The following is a 20581-nucleotide window of genomic DNA, read 5'->3' on the forward strand; positions in this document are numbered from 1 at the left end:
ATGCATACAAGCTATTCCCCACCTAACCTACAAACACATCATTTAATCCCTCGGGGATGTTTTTGTAGGTTTTGAGTTCGTTGCTTAATATCATGAGCCAGTTGAGGTAATTCCTTTTGCAAGGTAGCCATTAAGTGTTTATCTTTCGCCAGTTCCTTACATAAGGTATTCAGCTGCTTCTCCATTTGCTCTCGAGCAAATCCCGTTACTTTGAGACGTGCTTTCGAATCCTGTTCGTACTGCTTTAACATAGGATGCTCTTTAGTCAATTGATTCAATTGTTTTTGTGGTGTTTGAACTGCTTCAACCACCGCCGGTTTAAGGCTAACGAGTTTTTCGAAGCTCATTTTTAAACGCGACTTCTCAAGTGATTCATGATTAATTGGGGTCATTCGAGCCTCTTGGTTTGTTAAATAAAGTTCTGCTCCTGCCTCAATAAAGCGAGCACAGGAATGAGCAATCCGGATTTGTTGGTCGCGATCGCAACGTTCACTCACAACGGCTACTTTGATCGGATGAATCTTTTGTTCGCTCAAATAATGTTGGAGCTGCCCATGCTCCTCGATTTTACTGAGCACTACGGTTGCCTGAGGATTTCTTTGTACCGCTAATTTAGCGTTCAATAAGCTCTCTGCAATAATAAGCATCTCGCCTGTGCCGCGTTGTGCCATATAAAATCCAGGAGCATCTTTCTTAGTTCCTTCGCTTAAAATCTTTTTGCCATCAGCGGATAGCGCATACACTGTTTCACCACACAATAAGCCGGCACTGTTGGTGCGTGGGGCAAGCAGGGCGGGAACTTTTTGCCCCTTGTAGGCGATGGAATCCACAAAGCGGACATCGCTTAAATCAAGGGATGTGTCCGTCGTTTTAAAGAGGTTTTCCCCAAGCGTTCCGGCACAAGGACCTGCCTTTTCATAGAGGAATTGCGTCTTTGCCAGTTGCTCCTTAAATTCCGCCCTAAATGCCTCTTGACCACGTACCACCACCAGGTCATTCCAGTCTGTTTTTTGTTTTTCAGGCAATGCATTGGGGTACACGAGACGCACATCAATGCCTGCTGCGCGCAAGGTAGCGCATGCCTTTTCAGTCGTGATGCGGGATAACGCGTGTTCCCCATCATTATCTGCGGCAAGATAAACGCGTGTTGGGTTGTGGCTTTGAATCACCTCAACCATATTGGCAATATTACTGACGCTAAATGAAACCAGCACGGTGGCATTTCTATCAAAACGTGCAATCGTCGCACCCGTCTCAGGGCCTTCCGCGATGTACAAAATGCCGTTCGTACCGGTTTGAATAACGCCAGGAGCCCCTTTATTACTGCCCTTGGTGAGCTTTGCATCCTTTAAAAAGGTATTCTTTCCAGCGGTTTTTTCATCTAAATAAATACGTTGAACGCATTCAACCTCACCCTGGGCATTACGCCCAGCAATCAGTGCTGCGGGGAGTTTATTAACTCGCGTAATGGGTGCGCCTTGTTCATCAAAATCAACCCACGCAGCCCCTTTTGGCCAATAGCGAATCTCCATTCCATTAATATCATCGATTTTTCGGTGTTCCACAAAGTAACGCTCAGCAATACTTCCGGAAGCCTCAAGCGCCCCATCCCAAATGCTTCGAGCGGATGCAAGCCCTTTATTGACTTTAGGCTCAGCGACGGGCTTCGGTTCTTGGCGCAGTGGGAGGATTTTATCATTTGGTATTTTCGCCTCAAAATCCGAAAGTCCTGCAAGGGATGCGCCATAAGAAAGTGCTTCCGGAAACGACAGATTAAGGTATTTTTGCATCGCACTGATTGGCCCACCACCCACTTCTTCAGTGAACGAATACCATTTGCCCGCATCACTGCCTTTGGTTGCGACCACAATGGCTCCATCAAAACGCAGGTGATTGGTCTTGTGATGTTTAGGCTGCCCAAGAATAGCTGTGTAGGTATCAATAGGATTATTCATTAACGCCTGGGTAATGCGCTCAATATCCCATAGAGCGGGACGTTGTTTTGCAACAACGGGTTTATCGGTATTCTGGGAGACTTCGTTTAGGTGGCGTGCCTGCTCAAACCGTTTCGCCTCTTTTGTTAGGGTTTCAAATGAAAGATTGTGAGCAAAGACCAGGTGGTAGCCTGCTTTATTCGTTAAAATTGTAGATGCCAGTGAATCTCTAATCTCTTGAGGTGCTGCTAAATAGCGCATAATCAACGTATGAGCCTCATGTTGACTTGCTTCACGCTGTAATTGACTCACCTCTAAATTAATCCCGGTGGTTTCTTTAGTGAGCCATTCTTGATTGGAACAAGCGGACAGCAATGCATGTGCTGCGGCATTACGTTGATTCATCAATTGTTTTGCTTGCCGTTCAAGCCCATGGGTATCAATGTTGCGTTGCTTGAGCGCTTTGACCTGGCCCCAAACAAGCCCCGCTTCTCTTTTTTTCTCTTGATAGTCCAACGCCAGGCGAATCAGTGATTTAATCTCCTGCTCTGGGGCCTCTTTGATTCGTTTAAGGTAACTGAAATGAGCGGCATACTCTTTAACTTCTTGGTATAAGCCAAAAACGGCAAGACCTGCCTGGAATTCTTTGATGTGTTCATTAATGTGATGTGCCATACGTAATTTAAGCGTCTCGCGTGTTTCGGCACGATATCGGCTTAAGTAATCGACGCATAATGCTTGGCGATACAACTTATTCGTATCTACTTTTTCCATCGACAGTGCAGCCACATGGCGGGGCAGGGCGCTCATCAATTCATGGGCTAATAAGGAACGTTTCCAGCTTAAGCCTTGTGCTTGTTTAAACCCTTTGTTTTTATGAGGTGAGTCCTTCTGGCTTCGGGCGATTGCTTTTTGCCATTGGCTATACGCACTGCTTGCGGCTACTTTATATTGGCGAACTGTGCGAATACTGGATTTTAATGCAGGACTTCCTTGAGCGATTGTTTTACGCTGCTCATACAACCAATTTTCAATATTAATGCTCTTCCAGCCCTCAGATAAGAATTCATCAACATAAATACCAAAGCGCTTGGGCTCACTTTTAATTCGATGTGCGGCTGTTTGTTTGATGAGATTGCCTTGGGTTTTCGAACTGGCTTCATATTCAGCAAACGTTTTCACAAATTGTCGGTCACGATACTTGTCTGCATGCTTTTGAACACGCTCCGGCTGCAGAGCAAAATGGGCGACAATCTTCTCAAAATGTGGGCTTGCTGCCAGCTCATAGGCGAGCTTATCGCGTAAAACACCATCACGGTATAACTCGCTCTTCTCAAGAGCGGTTGCCGTAGCAAGGGCTTTAATCTGGGCGCCAATGGATTGATCCAGTGCTTTATAGCGGGTAGCGGCATTGATTAAGGGGCGATGCTCAAGTCCCATTGAATCGAGCGCTTGAGCTCGTCGATAAATGTCTGCAGACAATTCCATCTCAAGCAACCAGGCGGTGCGTGCCTCTTTATCCGGCAGTTGCTGACACACATGGCCGTAGTAGGCTTTCAGTTGATGAACGAGTTCAAAAGCTTTTTCTGGGGCAACGGTTTGAGCATTGTGCTGCTGGTCTAACAACGAGGCAACCAATTGGTGGCCTTGATGAAACTTCAAGGCCTTCTCCACATGCTCCCGAGTTACCCGATTACGCTCTAAAGCCATGGCGTAACGCTCAGGATGTTCGTCAATCGTGGCGGCAATAGCCCCGTTGCGCTGTTGTAGGGCATAAACTAAACCTTGTGTGACGGCCTTATCCAGGTCCTTCTGCGTCTTCATCTCATGAAGCAGAGCCGCTAACTCCTGACGGTTATCGCAAAATTCAGCAACAACCACCGCATCTTTTCGTCGCGATTCCAGCTCGCTAAGAGATAACTCATACGAAGAAGTGCCTTGCTCCAGTGCAGCCTGGTAATTAAATAAATAACTGATGGGGCTAAAGACACGGCGCTTCATGGTTTGAAGTGCCAGGGCTGCTTTGGTAGCGAGAGGCTCCACATCAAAGCCACGACGTTCGGCAAAGGCCACAGGAAAATCAGTCAATACATCATTAAGCCCATGTCGACTCACGGTTTCTTTCAGATGGGCTAAATCGTTAAACTGCTCACCAGAGGCATGAATGGTCAATGACTGTTTATGACGGGTTGCTGCAACCAGAAACTTATGTCGGTCCCAACCCTGGCCATCCACCATGACATGACATTCCGTGGCCGTATGCCCTTGCAGTTTATGTACTGTAGAGGCATAAGCGTAGGTAAATTTACGGTACTCAGTGCAATCAAGGTTAACTTGAGCGCCACCATCCAATTGCACCGTTAATTGATTCGTCTCTGCAGAAAAGGACAACACGGTGGCAAAACTGCCATTTTTCACCCCAAATTTACTGTTATTTTCAGTGAACACCAGTCGGTCGTGTACTGCAATAGGTATGGCTCCGTTTTCCGTGGTGACTAAAGTACCTTGTTCAAGGAGTCCATGCGCTACCAGGGTCGCGCGTGCCATTCTATTTAACTCATTTACCGTCTCGTTCTTAAAGGCGGCCATGATAAATTCACTAAGCGGCAGTTCATTTTGAGAGCGATAATTCGTATACCATCGGTCAATAAGTTCTTGCTTTGCTTGTTCATCGGTCTGATGTAAATGCACACATCCATGGCGTTCATATAAATCAAAACCCAATGCGGTTTGATTGGTTTCGAAAAAGGTGGTGGCTTGACGTTGCCACTCCACCTTTTGGCGGATAATCGTGTCAAGGTAGACCGCCCCGAGCAGCTCAACCATCGCACGCTGAGGTGCGCCGCGACCCACAGGTTGTGTTTGCTCGATGTCACCTACCCCTGCAAATTTAGCCCCACGCTCACGTACAATATTAAGTACCGCACTCATATCATCCAGTGAAGTCATTCCCATTTCATCCATAATTAAAATGGTGTTTTTATCCACAGTAAGGGTGTTGTTTTGCACGGCGCGTAAAAAACCATAAATCGTTTTTGAGTTAATTCCTGTTTCAATTTCTAAGCCAGAAGCCGCTTTACCTGCGGTTGCCACACCCACCAAGTTATATCCGGACTGCTCCCAAATTTCCTTCGCCGCTTTGAGCATGTAGGTCTTACCCGTTCCTGCATAACCACAGACAACAGCCACATTTCCTGAGCGAGTCAAATGATAAAGCGCGCGTTGTTGAGCGGCATTTAAACCATACTTAGCTCCCACGGTGCGTACCAGTCTTTTCGATACCTTGAAGGTCGAACGCAGAGACAACGCATGGGTTGTTTTAAGTAAATTATTTTCTAAATCAAAAGCACTTCGCCCAACATAATGCTCACGTCCATCCTCACCTAAACCTAATGAAATGATGTGCTCATGAGAAATAATGTGTGTGTAAATTCGTTGAAATTCATCTTCAGAATGAACCTGTTCTAACACTTTTCGTTTCAAGGCTCGTTCATTAAAAATGCCGTCTTCTGTTTGAAGGGTTTGCAGTAAACGTTCAATAATGGGATCGGAGTATTCACCAACCGGTTCTTCGTTCGCATGAAGTTGTTCTAAAATCACATGGCGGTTAATTTCATGAACCACAGCTTCTGAATCAAATACGGTGTGTTCTTGTAGAATCTTGGACGACAAGATGTCTGGGTTATTTTGGATGGCGTGGGTATTTACTTCTTTAATTAATTCATTTTCCTGCAGCTTACGCAGAGCAATGCTTTGATCGGGAAAATAGCCGAACTTTCCAACCTTTACTGTAGGAATTAAATCGATACCACGCGCTTCATAACTTCGATGATCGATGCGCTCATTAATTCCCAACGCATGCATTGTATCATTCGCACACACAGCCCAAGCTTCACGAATTCGATTCACCTCGTGAGCCAATTCTGATTTGGAGCGACGTATTTTTTTGCTAAAACCTTCATCGGTCAACGCACGCATCGGCATCAACACATGAAAGTGATGATTGTTCTCATCCCAGTGAATGGCGACATCACAAAATACACCATGAATCGCTAAGTGATTCGTGACAAACTCATCAACCAATTCAATCGCTTGTTCTTTAGTTAAGGCATTAGGAAGGGCGTAATCCTCATGAAAATATATTTGAGAATCAACCCGCTTTTCAGCAAACTCAATTTGATTCCAGGCATACGTTGAAAATTGTTCACCCGTTAAATCAGTGTGTTTCGTGCCTTCACGATTAATGACCGAACTGTTGCGTAGGCTTAAGGCCCAAGTAGGGGCATCTACGGGTAGGAAGGTATTTTTGTACACCACATCAGGTTTATCACTGAAGTCTTTCGTCTCACCGGTTCGATCGCACGTTCGTTTCTCACCCCGAATATAGGCGGCCCCAAACACCGCATTTTTGCCAGCGCTTCGTTTACCTATTTCGCGATGATAGTGATAAATGGCCATGGTATTTTGGTAACCTGAGGGACTCGTGGTTTCACTCAATGTCTTTAAGTACTAATGTACCATAGCGCGCGCACATTGCATAGCAATGTATAAGTGCGCATAGGATGAATGAATGGTTCGCTGCGCTCATCGTTTTTTTATTGACAGTGAGGCGTTGCGGATTTAATATAAATTAAAAATAAAAGGGATAGTTACACGATGAATACTAAGTCCGCATCAGCAAACACTAAAAAGCAAGCATTACTCGATCAACTCAGTAGAATTCAATCAAGGCTGGACAACCTTGATAAACAGCGTGCTGAAAAAATTGCGAAACTGGCAAAGAAATATAATTTGCTCGAGTTAGATGAACACATTATTGAAACTGAATTTTCTTTAATTAAAGAAAAGCATCGTTTGGTTATTGAGAGTAGCCTTAATCACGATCCGATTAAAAAAAACTAATTCGGCAAAAAAATAGGGTATTGAATCGTTTATCAATCAACCAAACAAAAGAACGAAAGTATCATTCGCGAAGTAAGTTTTTTAACGGGATGTATGCGGAGTACAGTGGGCTAGTGCTCACCTCAAAAGGGTACATGGATTCTTCGGTGTTCACTAAACTACTCGAAGAAATAAAAACGCTGCTTGATGACGAAGTCAGTAAAGAACATGCTCTATTTACTCTGGGCAAAACATTTCTTGAATCAAAAAAAAGAAATGAAAGTCACCTGGAAAATATAAAAAAGATGCTCGGCGATGATTGGAATGCCGTACGATTTAGGAATTTAGTGAGGTTAGGTGCTGATATAGAAAACTCCGGGTTAGGTTCGTTATCAAGAGCCACACTCGTCGGTGCCTTTCTCTATCAAAAGGAAAAATTACTGGGAGGTTAAAATGGATTATGCACTTCAAGTGACCGATAAAGACATCAACGAGCTGCAGCAGCAAATTGATGAAAAGAAAAAAATTCAAGAGTACGAACGTCTCAAACAAGAACTCCACGACATAACGTTCAAAGCCCAACATACCTTAACCGAATTTGACGGTGGGATGAAACAAGTCGACACCGAACAGGCACTGAAAACTAAACGTTCACAACCAACATTCTCCGAATTAATGATTAACCGCATCATTAAAATGTGCAATGTAAGGCCCATTATCGGCAATCTCATTGCTCTTGGTTTATGTGTCGTTGGTTTGGTCTTTTTAACTAATTTTCTCATTGATCCTGAATTAAAATCACTGAAGTCAGGCCTTACCTATTTCATTGAATTTGCGGCTGGCGTACAAGTATTAAAATCAGCAAGCCGAAGCATTGTATTGCCCTTGGTCACGACGGCAATCGGGGCTATGATTTCCCAGCAACTGGGTATGCATCATTTGCTCAATCATCCTGCTGCATTTTTCCAAACCATGATGGTTGTTGGATTGATTGGCATTTCAATTTCTGTTTTTTCTATTGATTAAAAATAATAATATGTTGTAATCGCTACAACAAAGATGCAGCTTAAATTGCAATAGTCAATTCCATATAAAACAAGGACGCCCATGATAAGAACTCTTTGTAGTGCCCCATTTGTAATTGCAATAACAATTATTCTTTTGTACGTTTTTCACCTAACTGGACTAGAATCAAATCCCCAAGATATGCTTAATCCCGTTTTCAAACCACTTTGTGACTGGATTCATGGAGCAGTTTTTCCAACATTATTCGGATATTGGACAGCTTCTTTTTTCATCAATCGAATCTATAATTAATTATTTTGGGTACAACTTGGGGCTCTGCCCCAAACCCCGGGATATTTAAAGACGTGATGGGTGTCTTTATAACGATAAGGGCAGCGTAAGCTGCCCTTTATCACGTCACGGTCATCGGCGTCCCCGCCTGTACCGTTTATCCATCATAGCAAATTATTTATCAAAAAGTTACGTACTTTACTCTTTATTCTTTTCGGCTCCATTGGCACTCGACTGTTCGACAATAAATACCTTCGTGGCATAAGACTTTGGGAGAAAATATCCGCAACGGGATCTACGTGCACACTAGGCCTATAAATAAGTTATCATCATATGATAAAATTATGAGCATTATTTAATGGTAATAAATAGGATTGAGCATGTTTAATTCGTTTCATATCGATGGAGTAAAAGCATTTGATGAAAATAATTATGGAATAGCTAAAGATTTTTTTCTTCAATCAATTGATATAAATCCAGAAGTAGCAGAAAGCTATATTTATTTAGGAAAATGTTTCTTTTTTTGTGATGAAAAACAACAAGCTATTTCTCCTTTAAAAAAATTCATTGAATTAAGACAAAGTAATTCAGATGAAGTAGCCAATGTTTCTTATGCATTCGATTTATTAGTCAATGTTATGAGGCGGAAAACAAGGACACTGCTGCACTAAGATGTTACGAGACGGCAACCAAAATTTATCCATCTTGTGCTTCTGCTTGGAACAATATGGGTTTATTTTATATAAAATCTGCTCTGCATTATCTTGAAATAGACTTGGCAAACAGCGCTAAGCTGTTTAAGGGCGCGCTCGCTTTTATTAAAAAAGCCTTAGAAATATGTAGTGACAACCCTGTATTTTTACAAAGTGCAGCCAGTTGGTATGAACAATACATTGAAGTTCTTGAAAGAGTTGTTGAAGACGAAGATGCTGTACAGAAGAATATAGTAAGCAATTTTAGTTACGCAATACAATATTACCGAAAAGCATTATCAGCATGTCATGAACAAGATTTCGCATTAAGAAACATTATTTTATCCAATCTTACAGAATGCTTAGCGCAATATGGTCATCATATGTATAAAAATAAAGATTATAAAAAAGCGCAAGAAATTTATTTGGAAGCAATGCATCTTGATCCAGAACATCTTATTGTCACTAATCAATTGGGAATGTCTCTCTTTAAACAGGATTGCTTCCCTGAAGCAAGAAAGTACTTTTCGTCCATCTTGGAAAAAACGGAAGATAAGCAAGAAATTGCGGATGCTTGGTTAAATATTGCCTGTACTTATAGATTAGAGAAAAAGTGGGAGAACGCTGAGGTAGCACTTAGCAAAGCCAAGCAACTCGCACCTGAGGATTCTTCTATTACCAAGGAAGAAATGAAGTTGAATGAATCAAAATTGGCAGCTCTTCTTGTATCTACACCTCACACATTATTTGGCATCTCAAATCCTGATTCTAAAGGTGCAGGAAGTAAAACAGCTCCAGAATCAAATTTCCATTTTGAGTTTAGTTAAAGTTTTCTGAAGCATATTTAGTTCATTGCCAGTTTGGGCTGGATATGCGGGCGCGACACGAGGTCGCTTGAAAGAGTTGCTTCTACTCACAAGGACAGAGGAAGAAGCCATCTGTGCTACCAGATGAACCTAGGGGCTTGAATAAAGAGCAGCCCTGATAATGTAACGAAGTGCATCTGCATGGGGTATTTATCGTAAGAAAGATACCTTTCTGGTAATCATGAACCGGATAAGTGCGAGGTAGTGGGTATGGTGAACACATGTGAATCTACGTAACGATAGTCACTAGCAATAAGCGTAAATGATTTACACGAGGTGGTAGAACTGCCGGAATTGATGGCATACTCTGGCAATCGAACGATGAGAAATTAGCCGCGGCAAACATGTTACATCGTCGAGGCTATCAAGCCGAATCTTTGCGACGTGTTTATATCCCAAAAAAGAACGGAAAACAACGCCCGCTGGGCATTCCAACTATAAAAGACAGAGCCATGCAAGCACTACATTTGCTAGCTCTCGAACCTATAGCGGAAATGACTGCGGATAAGAACGCCTATGGCTTTCGTCCAAAACGTTCAACAGCTGATGCCATTGAGCAATGCTTCAAGTCGTTAGCCAAGAAACATTCACCTCAATGGATTTTCGAAGGGAATATCCGTGCTTGCTTTGACACCATTAGCCATGAAAGGCTTAAAGCGAACGCTCCAATGGATAGTAAAATGTTAGAGCAATGGTTAGCAGCTGGTTATATGGAAAAACAAGCCTGGTTCTCAGAAGCAGGCACCCCTCAAGGTGGCATCATCTCATCTCGCCATCGTTATTGACTATAACGCTTCGGGGTTTGGAAGCAGCAGTGAAAAACGCAACCAAAACCAGAGATAAAGTGAATGTCATTTCCTATGCAGATGATTTTGTTATTACAAGAGCCAGCCGCGAGATATTAGAGCATCAGGTAAAACCTGCGGTAATTGCTTTTCTTGGGTTTAAGATACGGAAATATGATAACAATAAATTGCTTATCAAACCATCCAAAAGAATGTTCATGCATTTCTTGATGACATTAGAACTCTAATTAAATCAAATTCAGCAGTAAAGACAGAAAGTTTAATTCGGTTACTGAATCCAAAGATCAGGGGCTGGGCAAACTATTATCGCCATGTTGTGGCAAAGGACACGCTACACCATATAGATAGCCAAGTATTTGCAGCACTCATTAGATGGATTAAGAAAAGACATCCAAATAAAAGTGCAACATGGATGCAAAAAAACCTACTTCCGTAGTCTCGGTCAAAGAAAATGGCTTTTCTATGCAAGACTTAAAGGCAAACAATCTGGTAAAGAGTTCCTTTACCTATTTACCGCAGCAAAAGTTACCATCAGACGGCATATTAAGATCAAAGCGGATGCAACACCATTCGACGAGCGGTATACCGATTCTTTTAAAGAACGTGAACAACGAAATAAAATAATTTTAAAAACTGAAAGAAGATGGCGGGCGAACGTTCCTAACATGGCTCACGAAGAAAACTGTCTTATTATAGCTGGGTCAATCGATGTTGGCTTTAAAAAGACTTGAGCGGAGTGCGGTGAATGTCGCACGCTCCGTTCTTAGAGGAGCTGGTCTTGGTAACCAGATCAGCTTACTCGACGAAAACCCGTCTTTTATTTATAGGAGTATAGCGATGCTTAATATCAAATCTTATTGAGCCCTTATTGATCATTCGTTATAATGGAACTAGCACTTTAGCTGGAGAGACCTAAATGTCATTGAGTAATGAAAAATTAACCATTTTAGAAGAGCTTAAAAATAATACTGATAATGTTCCGCAGTTCACTCAAGAGTTAAGCGACGATGCAGAGTTCCTTTTGGAAGCTCTTAACATTACGGTTAATGTATTGCCACAGGTATCCCGCAGGCTAAGAGAAAATAAAGAGTTTATGCTTTTGGCAATTGAGAAAAAAAGTTATGCTTTTGTTTACGCATCGGAAGAATTACAAGATGATGAGGAGGTAGTTTTAGCTGCTCTTAAAAAAGATAGTTCTTTAATATTTCATGCTTCTGACAGACTGAAAGCAGATGAATCATTTATGATTAAAGCTACTAAAAGAAACAGTTGGTTTCCTATAATAAAATTTAGCAAATTACTAAAAAATAATCTTTTGGAAGGTATAAGTGATACATTTGCAATAATGTATGGGGATTATTGCATAGCAACTCGATTAGATGGTGGCGAGATATCTTTTAATCGGCTCAAATATGGCTTAGTTGATATGACACTTATTCCATTAATTTCTAATGCATTCATAAATTATGGCTATCCAGCTAAACTCAGGACATTCAGATATATGAGAGACGAAGAGAATTTTGATGATAAGCGTATTCTCAGAAATATGGTGGGGGCTATTGGTATAGGGTTACAAGCCATACGATGGGCCCTTGCTTTCCTCGCCACCGTAATAGCGATTCCTTTTGTAGTTCTAGTTCATGCGTTTAAGCTTCCTTATGTTTATTACCAACAAAGTAAACTATTTGCACTTGAAGGCGAGTTATATAGAGAGGGCGCGGCAATGCCAGTCAAAACAGCTACATTCGGTGATTTTGCTAAACAAACCAATTCATCATTGAATGATTTTTGCTTAGGTAGTTATCATGCAACGCATAAGAAAGACATAACAAGCCTTTCCCTAAAGAATACTGATTCGGAGCGTTATGGCCCTTGGGTGAGCACGCGCTCGTTATTATTTTTTAGACCTACAAATGAACATTCAACAACTCAAAAAGCCGCTCTTCAGGTAGTTAAAGATTTAGAGATTAATGAGCCCTATAACATTAATAATTTTGAAGAAATTGCTATCGGAAGAACATTTATTTAGGTATGGGGCACCGACAAGCTAAATTGACGATGCCTTATGAATTAATGATTAGACAAATGTATAGGTAAATAGGGCGCCGTCAACTTAACTTTTTATAACGCAATCAAAAGGTGCGTATCGAATTTCAGGAGTAAAGCAGCCACGCGCAGAAAAGAAAAGTGCCTCATTCGTTTTAAAACACCTGCTGGAGCGCAGAACGTCATCGTGCTGATGGGGAGTACCAGAAATCTCTTTGCAGTCGCCGTGGGTTGATACGCAAAACCAGCCCACTAAACCTCCCGAAGATCCAGAGTGCCCAGGAACTTGATCACCAGCCTCTGCCTCTACTACAGCTTCATGATGACTCTGATCTTTGTTAATCCAGATACCATCAATACCAAATAAATCGCCAGATTTAACCTGTGTTCCCTGTTGTGGGTTAGATACGCTATTCATTTTCTTTCCCCTAAAACATGATCCATCTTTTTAATTATAGGCGATTGGAGAACCCGATATTATTACTTGGATACATATATTTAAGTGTATTATTTACACATATTTTTCAACAGGCCGCCCCGTTTTGTTTGCTAGTGCATTAAGAATTCTGAAAAATGTACCACTAAGTGAGGTACTTTATTAAAAAGGATAATGAGTGGATATTTTTAATATTAATGCGTTTTCTGAATGGGCTGTGTGGGGTGAGAAGTTTTCTTATTGCTTATTTGCTCGTTATTTTGTTGGATAAATTGTAAATATGGAAAGGACATAATTGATAACCCCATGGCGTTCAATGGGATTAATTAAACCGGAGGGGGCTTTATAAGCCAAAAGCTTCAGTATCATCTTTTAGCTTTAGGTCATAAAGATTTCATGAATAATCTATTATGAATTTTTTTGGACATGAAACTAATTTTTCCATGCACACACGGATTTCTTTTTTACTTTTTGTTCTGCTTTAAGGTAGCTGATTTAGAGTGCTTTCCATATTCACAATTCCCGTCAGCCTTTACTCGCGCTGCCATAATACCTTCATCAAATCTTATTGTTCTATACTCAATCTTTCCAATAATTCTTCCATTAAACTCTGCTGCACACTTCTGAATTAATTTTCTCTTTGCAATAGACCTCGCTTCTGAAAGGGCGCCTCCAAAGGGGTTGATGATTGTGCGAAAAGAAATATTTTTTTCTCCTCTTGCACTTAATTTTTCTATATGAACTTCACTGGCAAATGTCGAACAAGATAAAATAAGAAAAGTTATACCAAGCATATTTTTTTTCATTCGTTACCTCTTCTAAATAGTGAGATTAATCTAACAATGAGCACTTAAAAAATTCATAATAGCATAAAAATTACCAAGTTCTGTTAATATATTTTACGATTTATTTAAATTACGATCATTTCGTGGGGGGGAGGAGTTGTTTTCTCTACGTATTTTTTTACATCCCGACCCTCGGATGATACTTCTACCTCTGGTGACGGGTTGAATATTAATTTGAGTGCTAATTCGCTCTTTTAGGGCATACAGATGAGGGGATTATGTCAATTATTTTCCTTGAAGCAATTCTCCGGATTCTGTCGAAAATATTAAAGTTAAGTTATGATTTTTGTAAAAAGGCAGAATATGATCTGTTTTAAAGGACTTCATTCCCCAAAGATTTAATATCGATGGCAATCCGCTGAAAATCTCAAATTACATCTTAAATAGCGCACATTGTTTGAATTTGATTTATTGGAAATTATAGAAATCTGACTTGTGGGGGGGGATTTTGGATTAAAAAAGTCATATTTGAGGCTCTGTTGTAAAAACGGAATTAGTCTAAAAATGGAATAATTTCCATTTATGTATTAACAACTCCTGGATCAAAGATTTAAATCACTACTTTATCTATACGAGGAATTAATTTTTAGAGAGGAGTCCCACTTTTCAATAGGAAATTGAATAGTTTCCGTTTTTGCAACTGAGTCATTTTTAGTATGCTAAATAAACCCAACCAATTGAAATGTAAAACAAAATTAAATTAATTGAAAACGGCGAAAAACTAATCGTTAACTCAAATTAAACGTAAGCGAGGAGGCTTCACCAAATTATGAGTTCAGAGCAGAAAAAAGGGAATTTGGGAGAAATACGCAAATAGAGCAGCTGCTCTATTCCCAGCGGAGGCTCAAGCACTTAGTTCCACAAAGGTTACAACATCTCCTAGTTATTCCTCTGCTATAGCATTTGTCCCGGAGACAAACCCCATAAATAATATGACACTGCCGAGCTTTTCACTCGATGGAGGTAAGAGGGTTGACGATATAAACATTTTCCAGATTAAATTTCAAAGCGTCAGTCATATAATAGAAATTACTAAAGGATATCCAGAGCACTTTGAATCTATAATATTTAAAGTATTAAATGAAGAAAACCTTTTCCCATTGCTAATTCAAACAAGGGAGAACTTGTTAAAACTCGCGGATTATTTCCCACTACATGGTGGAGCAATCGTAAAAGCACTCCTTGATACACCAACATATATACTACAACTTGTAATAAACAAATCTGATTTAGAAGCCATTATTAAAGCCTTTCCTGATCATAAAAATGTTATTATGGATAACTATGATGCTTCCATAAATAATGCCCTAAATGATCCGAGCGTATTCTTTGAATGCTTTAAACAAATTGAATCCTTAATAACAGCAGCGGAAGTTTATCCGAAGTATGCGGAGGCTATTTTTAACAAGCTCATTAGTAAAAAAGTTGTGTTTCAAAGGATTATTCCATCAACCAGTGACCTTATATTATTTATTAGCTTTTTCTCAGATTACACTGAAAGCATCATTGATTATATTCTTCGGCTCCCCGCAGAACTTAGTCGTTTAATATCCTCTAAGCCTGCTTTAGATACAATACTCGAGATTTTTCCTGGGTATAAACAAATTCTTACAGAGGCATTCGAGAATACACGAGTGAAGAGAGTACCAAAATTAGATTTTTCTAGTCGTTTTTTCGTTTCCCATGAAGAAAATCAATCAACAATACGACTTGAATTTCAAGAGCAAATGGAAGAGGCAAAAAAACGCTCGATAGATACCTTACAGAAAGAAATTATTGATGCCTATAAAAAGTCAGACAATACCCTTTCAGAAAATGAATTTTGGGAGTTATCTGATGAAGATACCTATTCTGAGGGAAAGTTCTCAGAAGAATCAGAAAAAGGATTAATCCTATAAGAGGTTTCGGCCAGCAATTTACCATTTTAGCCGGTATGGATTTAACGCGATGAATTTAATAATCTTTTCCAAATGTTAAAAAATTACATTTTATCCTAAAATAGTCTCCTGTTTTGACCTAAAAATTATTCACATAATACATACATATGGATCATGATGGTTTGTTAAACTCATTTAAAGCCACATTAGAGCAACAGGATCTCTCTGAGTCCTCAATTACCAGCTATCTTGCTAAAAAACTGGGGCAATCTTTTTCAGTCATGCCAGTTTTTTCGAATACGCCTCATAGCTACGTTCAGCGAGAAAACATTCGTGATTATCTAGGGTATGGTGAATTTAACGAATTAGAATCAATCAAATTAGAGGAATGGCTTGTTTCTCAATTACGAAAAGAAACGCTGGATAAAGAAGACTCATTGAGCTTGCCACAAATCACTTAAAAAGCTGTCGTATCGTTTTACCATCCCCTATTACCCTAGGCCGCGTGGTGAAGCAGAAGGTCAATCAGGCAATAGAAGGTTTTTATGGCAGTATTGTAGAATCTTTATCGCCATCGCTGCGAGACAAACTTGAGTATTTAATTATACCTGAGCTTAAAGAAGCATACGCACAATTAGCCGATCTAAGAACATCACCACAAAATGCCAGTAGTGACATGATGAATCAGTATCTTGATTATTTTGAGGAAATTGAACAGCTGGGTATTTTGGACTGCAACCTGGCAGCAATACATCGTGATGTTATTAAAGAACTTGCTCAAAAAGGTCGTTACTATGATGCGTTCCAGTTACGTGATATGGCTTCGAAAGTAAAACGGGAAGCTATTATCATTTGTTTTTTGCATGAAACTGCCAAAACGATTCTTGTTATTTAGTTTCTTTATTCAAGCGCATACTACTGGATATCAATCGTCGCGCTAAAAATGAAGTATCAGCAGACCTTTAAAGGAAGAGATGACCTGAATTTTAATACCCATGGCACGAATCAAAAGCAGGCGCTTATCTCTCAAACGGAGGATGGCAGTTTTAAATTGAGGTACGTCTTGAGTCAGAAACCATTTGGTTAACTCAAAGGCAAATGCCAGAATTATTTGGTACATCAATCGATAATATTGGTCTGCACCTAAAAAACATCTATGCTGAAGGCGAGTTATCAGAGAAGGCAACTGCCGAGGATTACTCGGTAGTTCGTCTTGAAGGAAAAAGGAAGGTTAATCGAACAGTGAGGCATTATAATCTGGATGCTATTGTTTCTGCAGGATACCGAGTAAATTCAAAGCAAGGAACGCAATTTAGGATTTGGGCTAATAAAGTGCTTAAGGAGTATTTGTTACAAGGGTATGCTTTGAATGAATCCTGATTGATACAACAAAAAGAACAAATAAATAAATTAAAGGCAACCGTGATGCTTTTTCAAAAAGCTCAACTTGAAGTGCTGGGATATTCTGAGGCAAGTGGTCTTTTATCCGTGTTAACAGAGTACACCCATAGCTTTGCCTTATTAAATCAATATGATACCGGTAATTTTCCACAGGGTGGATTAAATGAACAGGTCATTGATGTGATTAATCCGCACGTGGCTATGCAAGCGTTTGATCATTTGAGAGAACAGCGTATGGCTCAGAAAGAGGCCACTATTTTATTCGGCAACCCTAAAGATGATAGTTTCCTCGGAATTTTAGGATCTATCGTTCAAAGTTTTGGCGGTGAATATCTGTATCCCAGCATTGAAGAACAAGCAGCTCACTTACTTTATTTTATTGTAAAAAATCATCCTTTTACAGATGGAAACAAACGAATTGGTGCCTTTATGTTTATTGGTTTCTACAACGAAACAAACATCATCTGAAAAAAATGGTGAGCCTAAAACCTTTGACACAGATTGTAATGTCGGAAGTCGTTGCTTAAAAGGAAATGGACACCTATATGGGGTATGTGCTGGTGGTATGAATCCTGGTAATAGCTATGATACACAGCCCGTATATAGCCCAACGGATATAAATCATTCTTATGGCAATACATGTCAATTTGATACTGACTGCGGAGTCAATACTCGGTGTATGAAATCCGGTGGTTCTATTAATGGGACTTGTATGTAATATGCAGAATAAAATACTTATTAAGCATGGCCAGTTGAAGGCGGCTTTAATGCGGTAATTAAAGGGAGAGCTACCATGTCAGCACAAAATAATTTAGATCAGATTAAAAACCAACTAATTGCTATTAAAACTCATGGGGGACAGATATTCCCAATATGATACAGTCTTGTTTCAATTATTTGTCAACTCTTATAAAAACAATTATTTAGACTCGAACTCCAGCCCTTGCTGAACTGCTGATGGCATTATGAATTCATTAGCGCAGGACAGCCAATACCAGACCTGTCCAAATAAAACCCCATATGATTTAAATGATAGGTTTTATCAAAAGTGGCTACACTGGACAGAAGCTTTTAAAATGGGTATGCAGAATCATTATATTCAGTGGGTATAAAACGATTTGTACAACCATAATTTGGCTTGTTATTTGGGTCGACTTAAACATGATAATGGAAAGTTTCGGTCACAAAATGCTTTTGAAATTTTTTATTTTTCTAGGACGTAGTTAACCAATTGATATTAAATATATAAATATTAGATAGACTGCAACATTAAAAGTGATGGCAATGTTTAAGACCTTTATTATACAAGGGTTTAACAGGTGAGTCAGGACAAACCAGTGCTATCTGGATAAACCCCCTAAAATTAATGATAATGCATTGGTGGCACAAAGCAAACCAGCTCAAAAAGAGATTATGGTTGATTTGATCATCAATTTAATAAAAGAGCAATCTGGGGCATAATTGGGTATTTTTATCACGGAATAACGTAAGGGTTGATTATTCACATAATATGCCACCGGCTAAAATGGTAAATTGCTGGCCGAAACCCCAATATGGACCAAAAGTTAACTTGACGAGGTGGTTTAGCACGCAACTAAAAGCAAATTGTGCGAGTAAGAATAAGTTCCATTTGGAAAATAGATCTTTCCTAATTAGAAATTTAAAGCAGATACAGCTCAATTATAAGCCGATCTGAATAAATGTTGCTCATAATGTGGGCTAAGATCACATATGTCTCGTTGCTGTAAACCAACCCTTGGTTGACCAAAAATAATTTAATGTGAATAATTATATTCCTTTTAAGTATCAAAATAGACGAGCTAAAACCTCGTAAGGAATAAATATGAAAGATTTTTCTCCTGCCTCCTTAGTTCAGCTGGTTTATCAATTAGCTAAAAGCAAGGATCAAATTGAGTTAGCTAATCTGGAGAACGAAGGATTTTCTCTCGGAGTCTTTTACTGTGCAGATAATGCGGTGATGTTACTGGCGAAAGAAAACAATATCGAGGCAGTTGAGTTTTTGTTAACACGGTTTAATCTGAGTATAAATTACGCAGCACAGGGATATGCGATGGGAGGACATATTCGTATAGTTAACCAACTGATTGCGCAAGGAGCCAGTAAAGATCACGCCGCAAAAGGCTTTGCGAGAGGAGGTTATGTCGACGAGGTTAACCAATTAATTGCACAAGGTGCCAACAAAGATTATGCTGCAGAAGGCTTTGGGATAGGTGGTCATCTTCATGAAGCCAAGCAGCTCCTCGCGCAAGGAGCTAGTAGAGATAAAACAGTCAGAGGGTTTGCAGTAGGTGGGCATGGGCATGAGGTCAACCAACTGATTACCGAGGGAGCGAATAAAAATTATGCTATTCAAGGCTTTGCGATAGGTGGGCACGTGCGCGAAGTCAAGCAACTGAATACGGAAGTCCTTGATGTAAATGATGCGTTGGCGGGATTTGCGATGGGTGGACATGTGCATGAAGTTAACCAACTGATGGTGCAAAGCAGGCCCATAGCATGTACTCTAATGGGCTATGCGGAAGGGGGACATATCCTTCAAATCAAGCAACTGATGCCCCAAGTGAGCTCGTCCATGAGTAAGAACGATTTGGTTATCAGCTATGCACGAGGAGGACATGTTAACGCAGTCAACGAACTCATCGCACAAGGAGTAGGCCCAGAGTGTGCTCTATCGGGTTATGCGAGTAGAGGATACCTGAAGGAGGTCAATGAGCTCTTGTCCCAAAAAGGGGCTGCCCACTATGCAGATTGGGCTGCATCTAGTTATGGATTGGGAAAGTATATCAATGAGGCGAATTTATTATCTCTATTGAGTTTTACCGATGCTCAGGAACTAAGAACGTGTATTGCAGAAAAGTATGTTATGGATTTACCCGATTTAAGGGATCCTACTCACAGTGAAATACAAAGAAAGAAGATTATAGAAGAGTATATTCTTCAGCACCTAGCTCCCCTAATGAAGAAGGCAGAAAAACTAAATCAACTGATGAGAGAAAAACACCTCAATTTGGAACAGGCAAAAGGATATTTATCAACAGCCGCCAATGTCTGGGCATTTCAAGGGCAGCAATTAGTTAGAGAGGGCAAAATTCTACCAGAAATATACTTTCACATTTTTTCTTTTATTAATGGATGCTCTGTTAATGACAATATCAAAATTATTGATGCTGCTAATCAGACATTGAGAGATAACGTGATTAGTGCTTCGAGAACAGGATTTTTTTCTTGGTTTAAATCTCAAGATATCTTGGAAAAATTAGCAATAGAAGCTGAAGAAAGGTACCAGAATAGAATAAAACCATTTTCTGAGTAGATGTTTTTAAATTTCTTTCGCTGGTCAGGGTAAGTTGATCGAATTACAAGACCAGCGCACACCTTGGAGAATTAATCGCCTTAAAAATGCAGCCATTGAAAGGCATCGTCAACTTAACTTTTCTTACAAAGAAGATGAGCTGAAGAGCTCTGCCAAAAAATATTAGA

The 20581-nt window shown here is 40.0% G+C and carries 19 protein-coding genes; 16 read left to right on the plus strand and 3 right to left on the minus strand.

The genetic code is table 11. From position 1 onward, the window contains the following. Window positions 1–38 precede the first annotated feature (38 nt). Window positions 39–6392 carry an AAA family ATPase gene (locus tag ACD661_RS16310; RefSeq protein WP_400188909.1) on the minus strand — a complete coding sequence of 2118 codons (6354 nt, stop codon included), beginning with the start codon at window positions 6390–6392 and terminating at the stop codon, window positions 39–41. 198 nt (window positions 6393–6590) lie between these two features. On the opposite strand from ACD661_RS16310, the gene ACD661_RS16315 reads away from it, so the two are divergent. The 10 genes from ACD661_RS16315 to ACD661_RS16360 all read left to right on the plus strand — a co-directional run bounded on the left by ACD661_RS16315 (window position 6591) and on the right by ACD661_RS16360 (window position 12504). Continuing rightward, window positions 6591–6836 carry a hypothetical protein gene (locus ACD661_RS16315; RefSeq protein ID WP_400188910.1) on the plus strand — a complete coding sequence of 82 codons (246 nt, stop codon included), beginning with the start codon at window positions 6591–6593 and terminating at the stop codon, window positions 6834–6836. A 146-nt stretch (window positions 6837–6982) separates the two neighbouring features. Beyond that, on the plus strand, window positions 6983–7267 hold the full coding sequence (locus ACD661_RS16320) for a hypothetical protein (RefSeq protein ID WP_400188911.1): 285 nt from the start codon (window positions 6983–6985) through the stop codon (window positions 7265–7267). A gap of 1 nt (window position 7268) precedes the next feature. Next, window positions 7269–7841 (plus strand): hypothetical protein, encoded by a 573-nt coding sequence (locus ACD661_RS16325; RefSeq protein WP_400188912.1) that lies wholly within the window; start codon window positions 7269–7271, stop codon window positions 7839–7841. Window positions 7842–8491: 650 nt separating this feature from the next. Further along, window positions 8492–8782, plus strand: coding sequence for a hypothetical protein (locus ACD661_RS16330; protein ID WP_400188913.1), 291 nt, complete (start codon window positions 8492–8494; stop codon window positions 8780–8782). Window positions 8783–8838: 56 nt separating this feature from the next. Further along, entirely contained in the window at window positions 8839–9630 is a 792-nt protein-coding gene (locus ACD661_RS16335; RefSeq protein ID WP_400188914.1) for a tetratricopeptide repeat protein, read from the plus strand. Between the two features lie 383 nt (window positions 9631–10013). After that, the gene (locus ACD661_RS16340) at window positions 10014–10454 is read left to right on the plus strand and encodes a reverse transcriptase domain-containing protein (protein ID WP_400188915.1); all 441 of its coding nucleotides are present in this window, start codon (window positions 10014–10016) and stop codon (window positions 10452–10454) included. Between the two features lie 29 nt (window positions 10455–10483). Further along, entirely contained in the window at window positions 10484–10702 is a 219-nt protein-coding gene (locus ACD661_RS16345) for a hypothetical protein (RefSeq protein WP_400188916.1), read from the plus strand. Beyond that, window positions 10702–10911, plus strand: coding sequence for a group II intron maturase-specific domain-containing protein (locus ACD661_RS16350; RefSeq protein WP_400188936.1), 210 nt, complete (start codon window positions 10702–10704; stop codon window positions 10909–10911). The genes ACD661_RS16345 and ACD661_RS16350 overlap by 1 nt, the downstream gene beginning before the upstream one ends. Further along, the gene (locus ACD661_RS16355) at window positions 10832–11206 is read left to right on the plus strand and encodes a hypothetical protein (RefSeq protein WP_400188917.1); all 375 of its coding nucleotides are present in this window, start codon (window positions 10832–10834) and stop codon (window positions 11204–11206) included. Before ACD661_RS16350 ends, ACD661_RS16355 begins: the two co-directional genes overlap by 80 nt. A gap of 185 nt (window positions 11207–11391) precedes the next feature. After that, a complete protein-coding gene (locus ACD661_RS16360) occupies window positions 11392–12504 on the plus strand; it encodes a DUF4116 domain-containing protein (protein ID WP_400188918.1) in 1113 nt (370 codons plus the stop codon). Window positions 12505–12588: 84 nt separating this feature from the next. Here the strand turns inward: ACD661_RS16360 and ACD661_RS16365 are convergent, their stop codons facing one another. Together ACD661_RS16365 and ACD661_RS16370 are read right to left on the minus strand one after the other, a co-directional pair. Continuing rightward, complete coding sequence (locus ACD661_RS16365; protein WP_400188919.1) at window positions 12589–12939, minus strand: hypothetical protein; 351 nt, start codon at window positions 12937–12939, stop codon at window positions 12589–12591. Between the two features lie 482 nt (window positions 12940–13421). After that, entirely contained in the window at window positions 13422–13763 is a 342-nt protein-coding gene (locus ACD661_RS16370) for a hypothetical protein (protein WP_400188920.1), read from the minus strand. Between the two features lie 971 nt (window positions 13764–14734). Between ACD661_RS16370 and ACD661_RS16375 the strand changes: the two genes are divergently transcribed. The 6 genes from ACD661_RS16375 to ACD661_RS16400 all read left to right on the plus strand — a co-directional run bounded on the left by ACD661_RS16375 (window position 14735) and on the right by ACD661_RS16400 (window position 20414). Then, window positions 14735–15700, plus strand: coding sequence for a hypothetical protein (locus ACD661_RS16375; RefSeq protein ID WP_400188921.1), 966 nt, complete (start codon window positions 14735–14737; stop codon window positions 15698–15700). 161 nt (window positions 15701–15861) lie between these two features. After that, complete coding sequence (locus tag ACD661_RS16380; protein ID WP_400188922.1) at window positions 15862–16140, plus strand: hypothetical protein; 279 nt, start codon at window positions 15862–15864, stop codon at window positions 16138–16140. Between the two features lie 47 nt (window positions 16141–16187). Further along, entirely contained in the window at window positions 16188–16574 is a 387-nt protein-coding gene (locus ACD661_RS16385) for a hypothetical protein (RefSeq protein WP_400188923.1), read from the plus strand. Window positions 16575–16777: 203 nt separating this feature from the next. Further along, a complete protein-coding gene (gene rhuM, locus ACD661_RS16390; RefSeq protein ID WP_400188924.1) occupies window positions 16778–17059 on the plus strand; it encodes a RhuM family protein in 282 nt (93 codons plus the stop codon). A gap of 45 nt (window positions 17060–17104) precedes the next feature. Beyond that, window positions 17105–17548 (plus strand): type II toxin-antitoxin system death-on-curing family toxin, encoded by a 444-nt coding sequence (locus tag ACD661_RS16395; RefSeq protein WP_400188925.1) that lies wholly within the window; start codon window positions 17105–17107, stop codon window positions 17546–17548. Between the two features lie 1375 nt (window positions 17549–18923). Continuing rightward, on the plus strand, window positions 18924–20414 hold the full coding sequence (locus tag ACD661_RS16400) for a hypothetical protein (protein ID WP_400188926.1): 1491 nt from the start codon (window positions 18924–18926) through the stop codon (window positions 20412–20414). Window positions 20415–20581 lie beyond the last annotated feature (167 nt).

The organism is Legionella lytica (assembly GCF_044626755.1).
Classification (GTDB): domain Bacteria; phylum Pseudomonadota; class Gammaproteobacteria; order Legionellales; family Legionellaceae; genus Legionella; species Legionella lytica_A.

Coding starts and splice junctions, on each gene's coding strand:
- ACD661_RS16330 (WP_400188913.1), top strand. CDS start 8,492: ATGTTTAATTCGTTTCATATCGATGGAGTAAAAGCATTTGATGAAAAT.
- ACD661_RS16310 (WP_400188909.1), bottom strand. CDS start 6,392: ATGGCCATTTATCACTATCATCGCGAAATAGGTAAACGAAGCGCTGGC.
- ACD661_RS16325 (WP_400188912.1), top strand. CDS start 7,269: ATGGATTATGCACTTCAAGTGACCGATAAAGACATCAACGAGCTGCAG.
- ACD661_RS16335 (WP_400188914.1), top strand. CDS start 8,839: ATGGGTTTATTTTATATAAAATCTGCTCTGCATTATCTTGAAATAGAC.
- rhuM (WP_400188924.1), top strand. CDS start 16,778: ATGCCAGAATTATTTGGTACATCAATCGATAATATTGGTCTGCACCTA.
- ACD661_RS16375 (WP_400188921.1), top strand. CDS start 14,735: ATGACACTGCCGAGCTTTTCACTCGATGGAGGTAAGAGGGTTGACGAT.
- ACD661_RS16360 (WP_400188918.1), top strand. CDS start 11,392: ATGTCATTGAGTAATGAAAAATTAACCATTTTAGAAGAGCTTAAAAAT.
- ACD661_RS16340 (WP_400188915.1), top strand. CDS start 10,014: ATGTTACATCGTCGAGGCTATCAAGCCGAATCTTTGCGACGTGTTTAT.
- ACD661_RS16365 (WP_400188919.1), bottom strand. CDS start 12,939: ATGAATAGCGTATCTAACCCACAACAGGGAACACAGGTTAAATCTGGC.
- ACD661_RS16370 (WP_400188920.1), bottom strand. CDS start 13,763: ATGAAAAAAAATATGCTTGGTATAACTTTTCTTATTTTATCTTGTTCG.
- ACD661_RS16400 (WP_400188926.1), top strand. CDS start 18,924: ATGAAAGATTTTTCTCCTGCCTCCTTAGTTCAGCTGGTTTATCAATTA.
- ACD661_RS16315 (WP_400188910.1), top strand. CDS start 6,591: ATGAATACTAAGTCCGCATCAGCAAACACTAAAAAGCAAGCATTACTC.
- ACD661_RS16395 (WP_400188925.1), top strand. CDS start 17,105: ATGCTTTTTCAAAAAGCTCAACTTGAAGTGCTGGGATATTCTGAGGCA.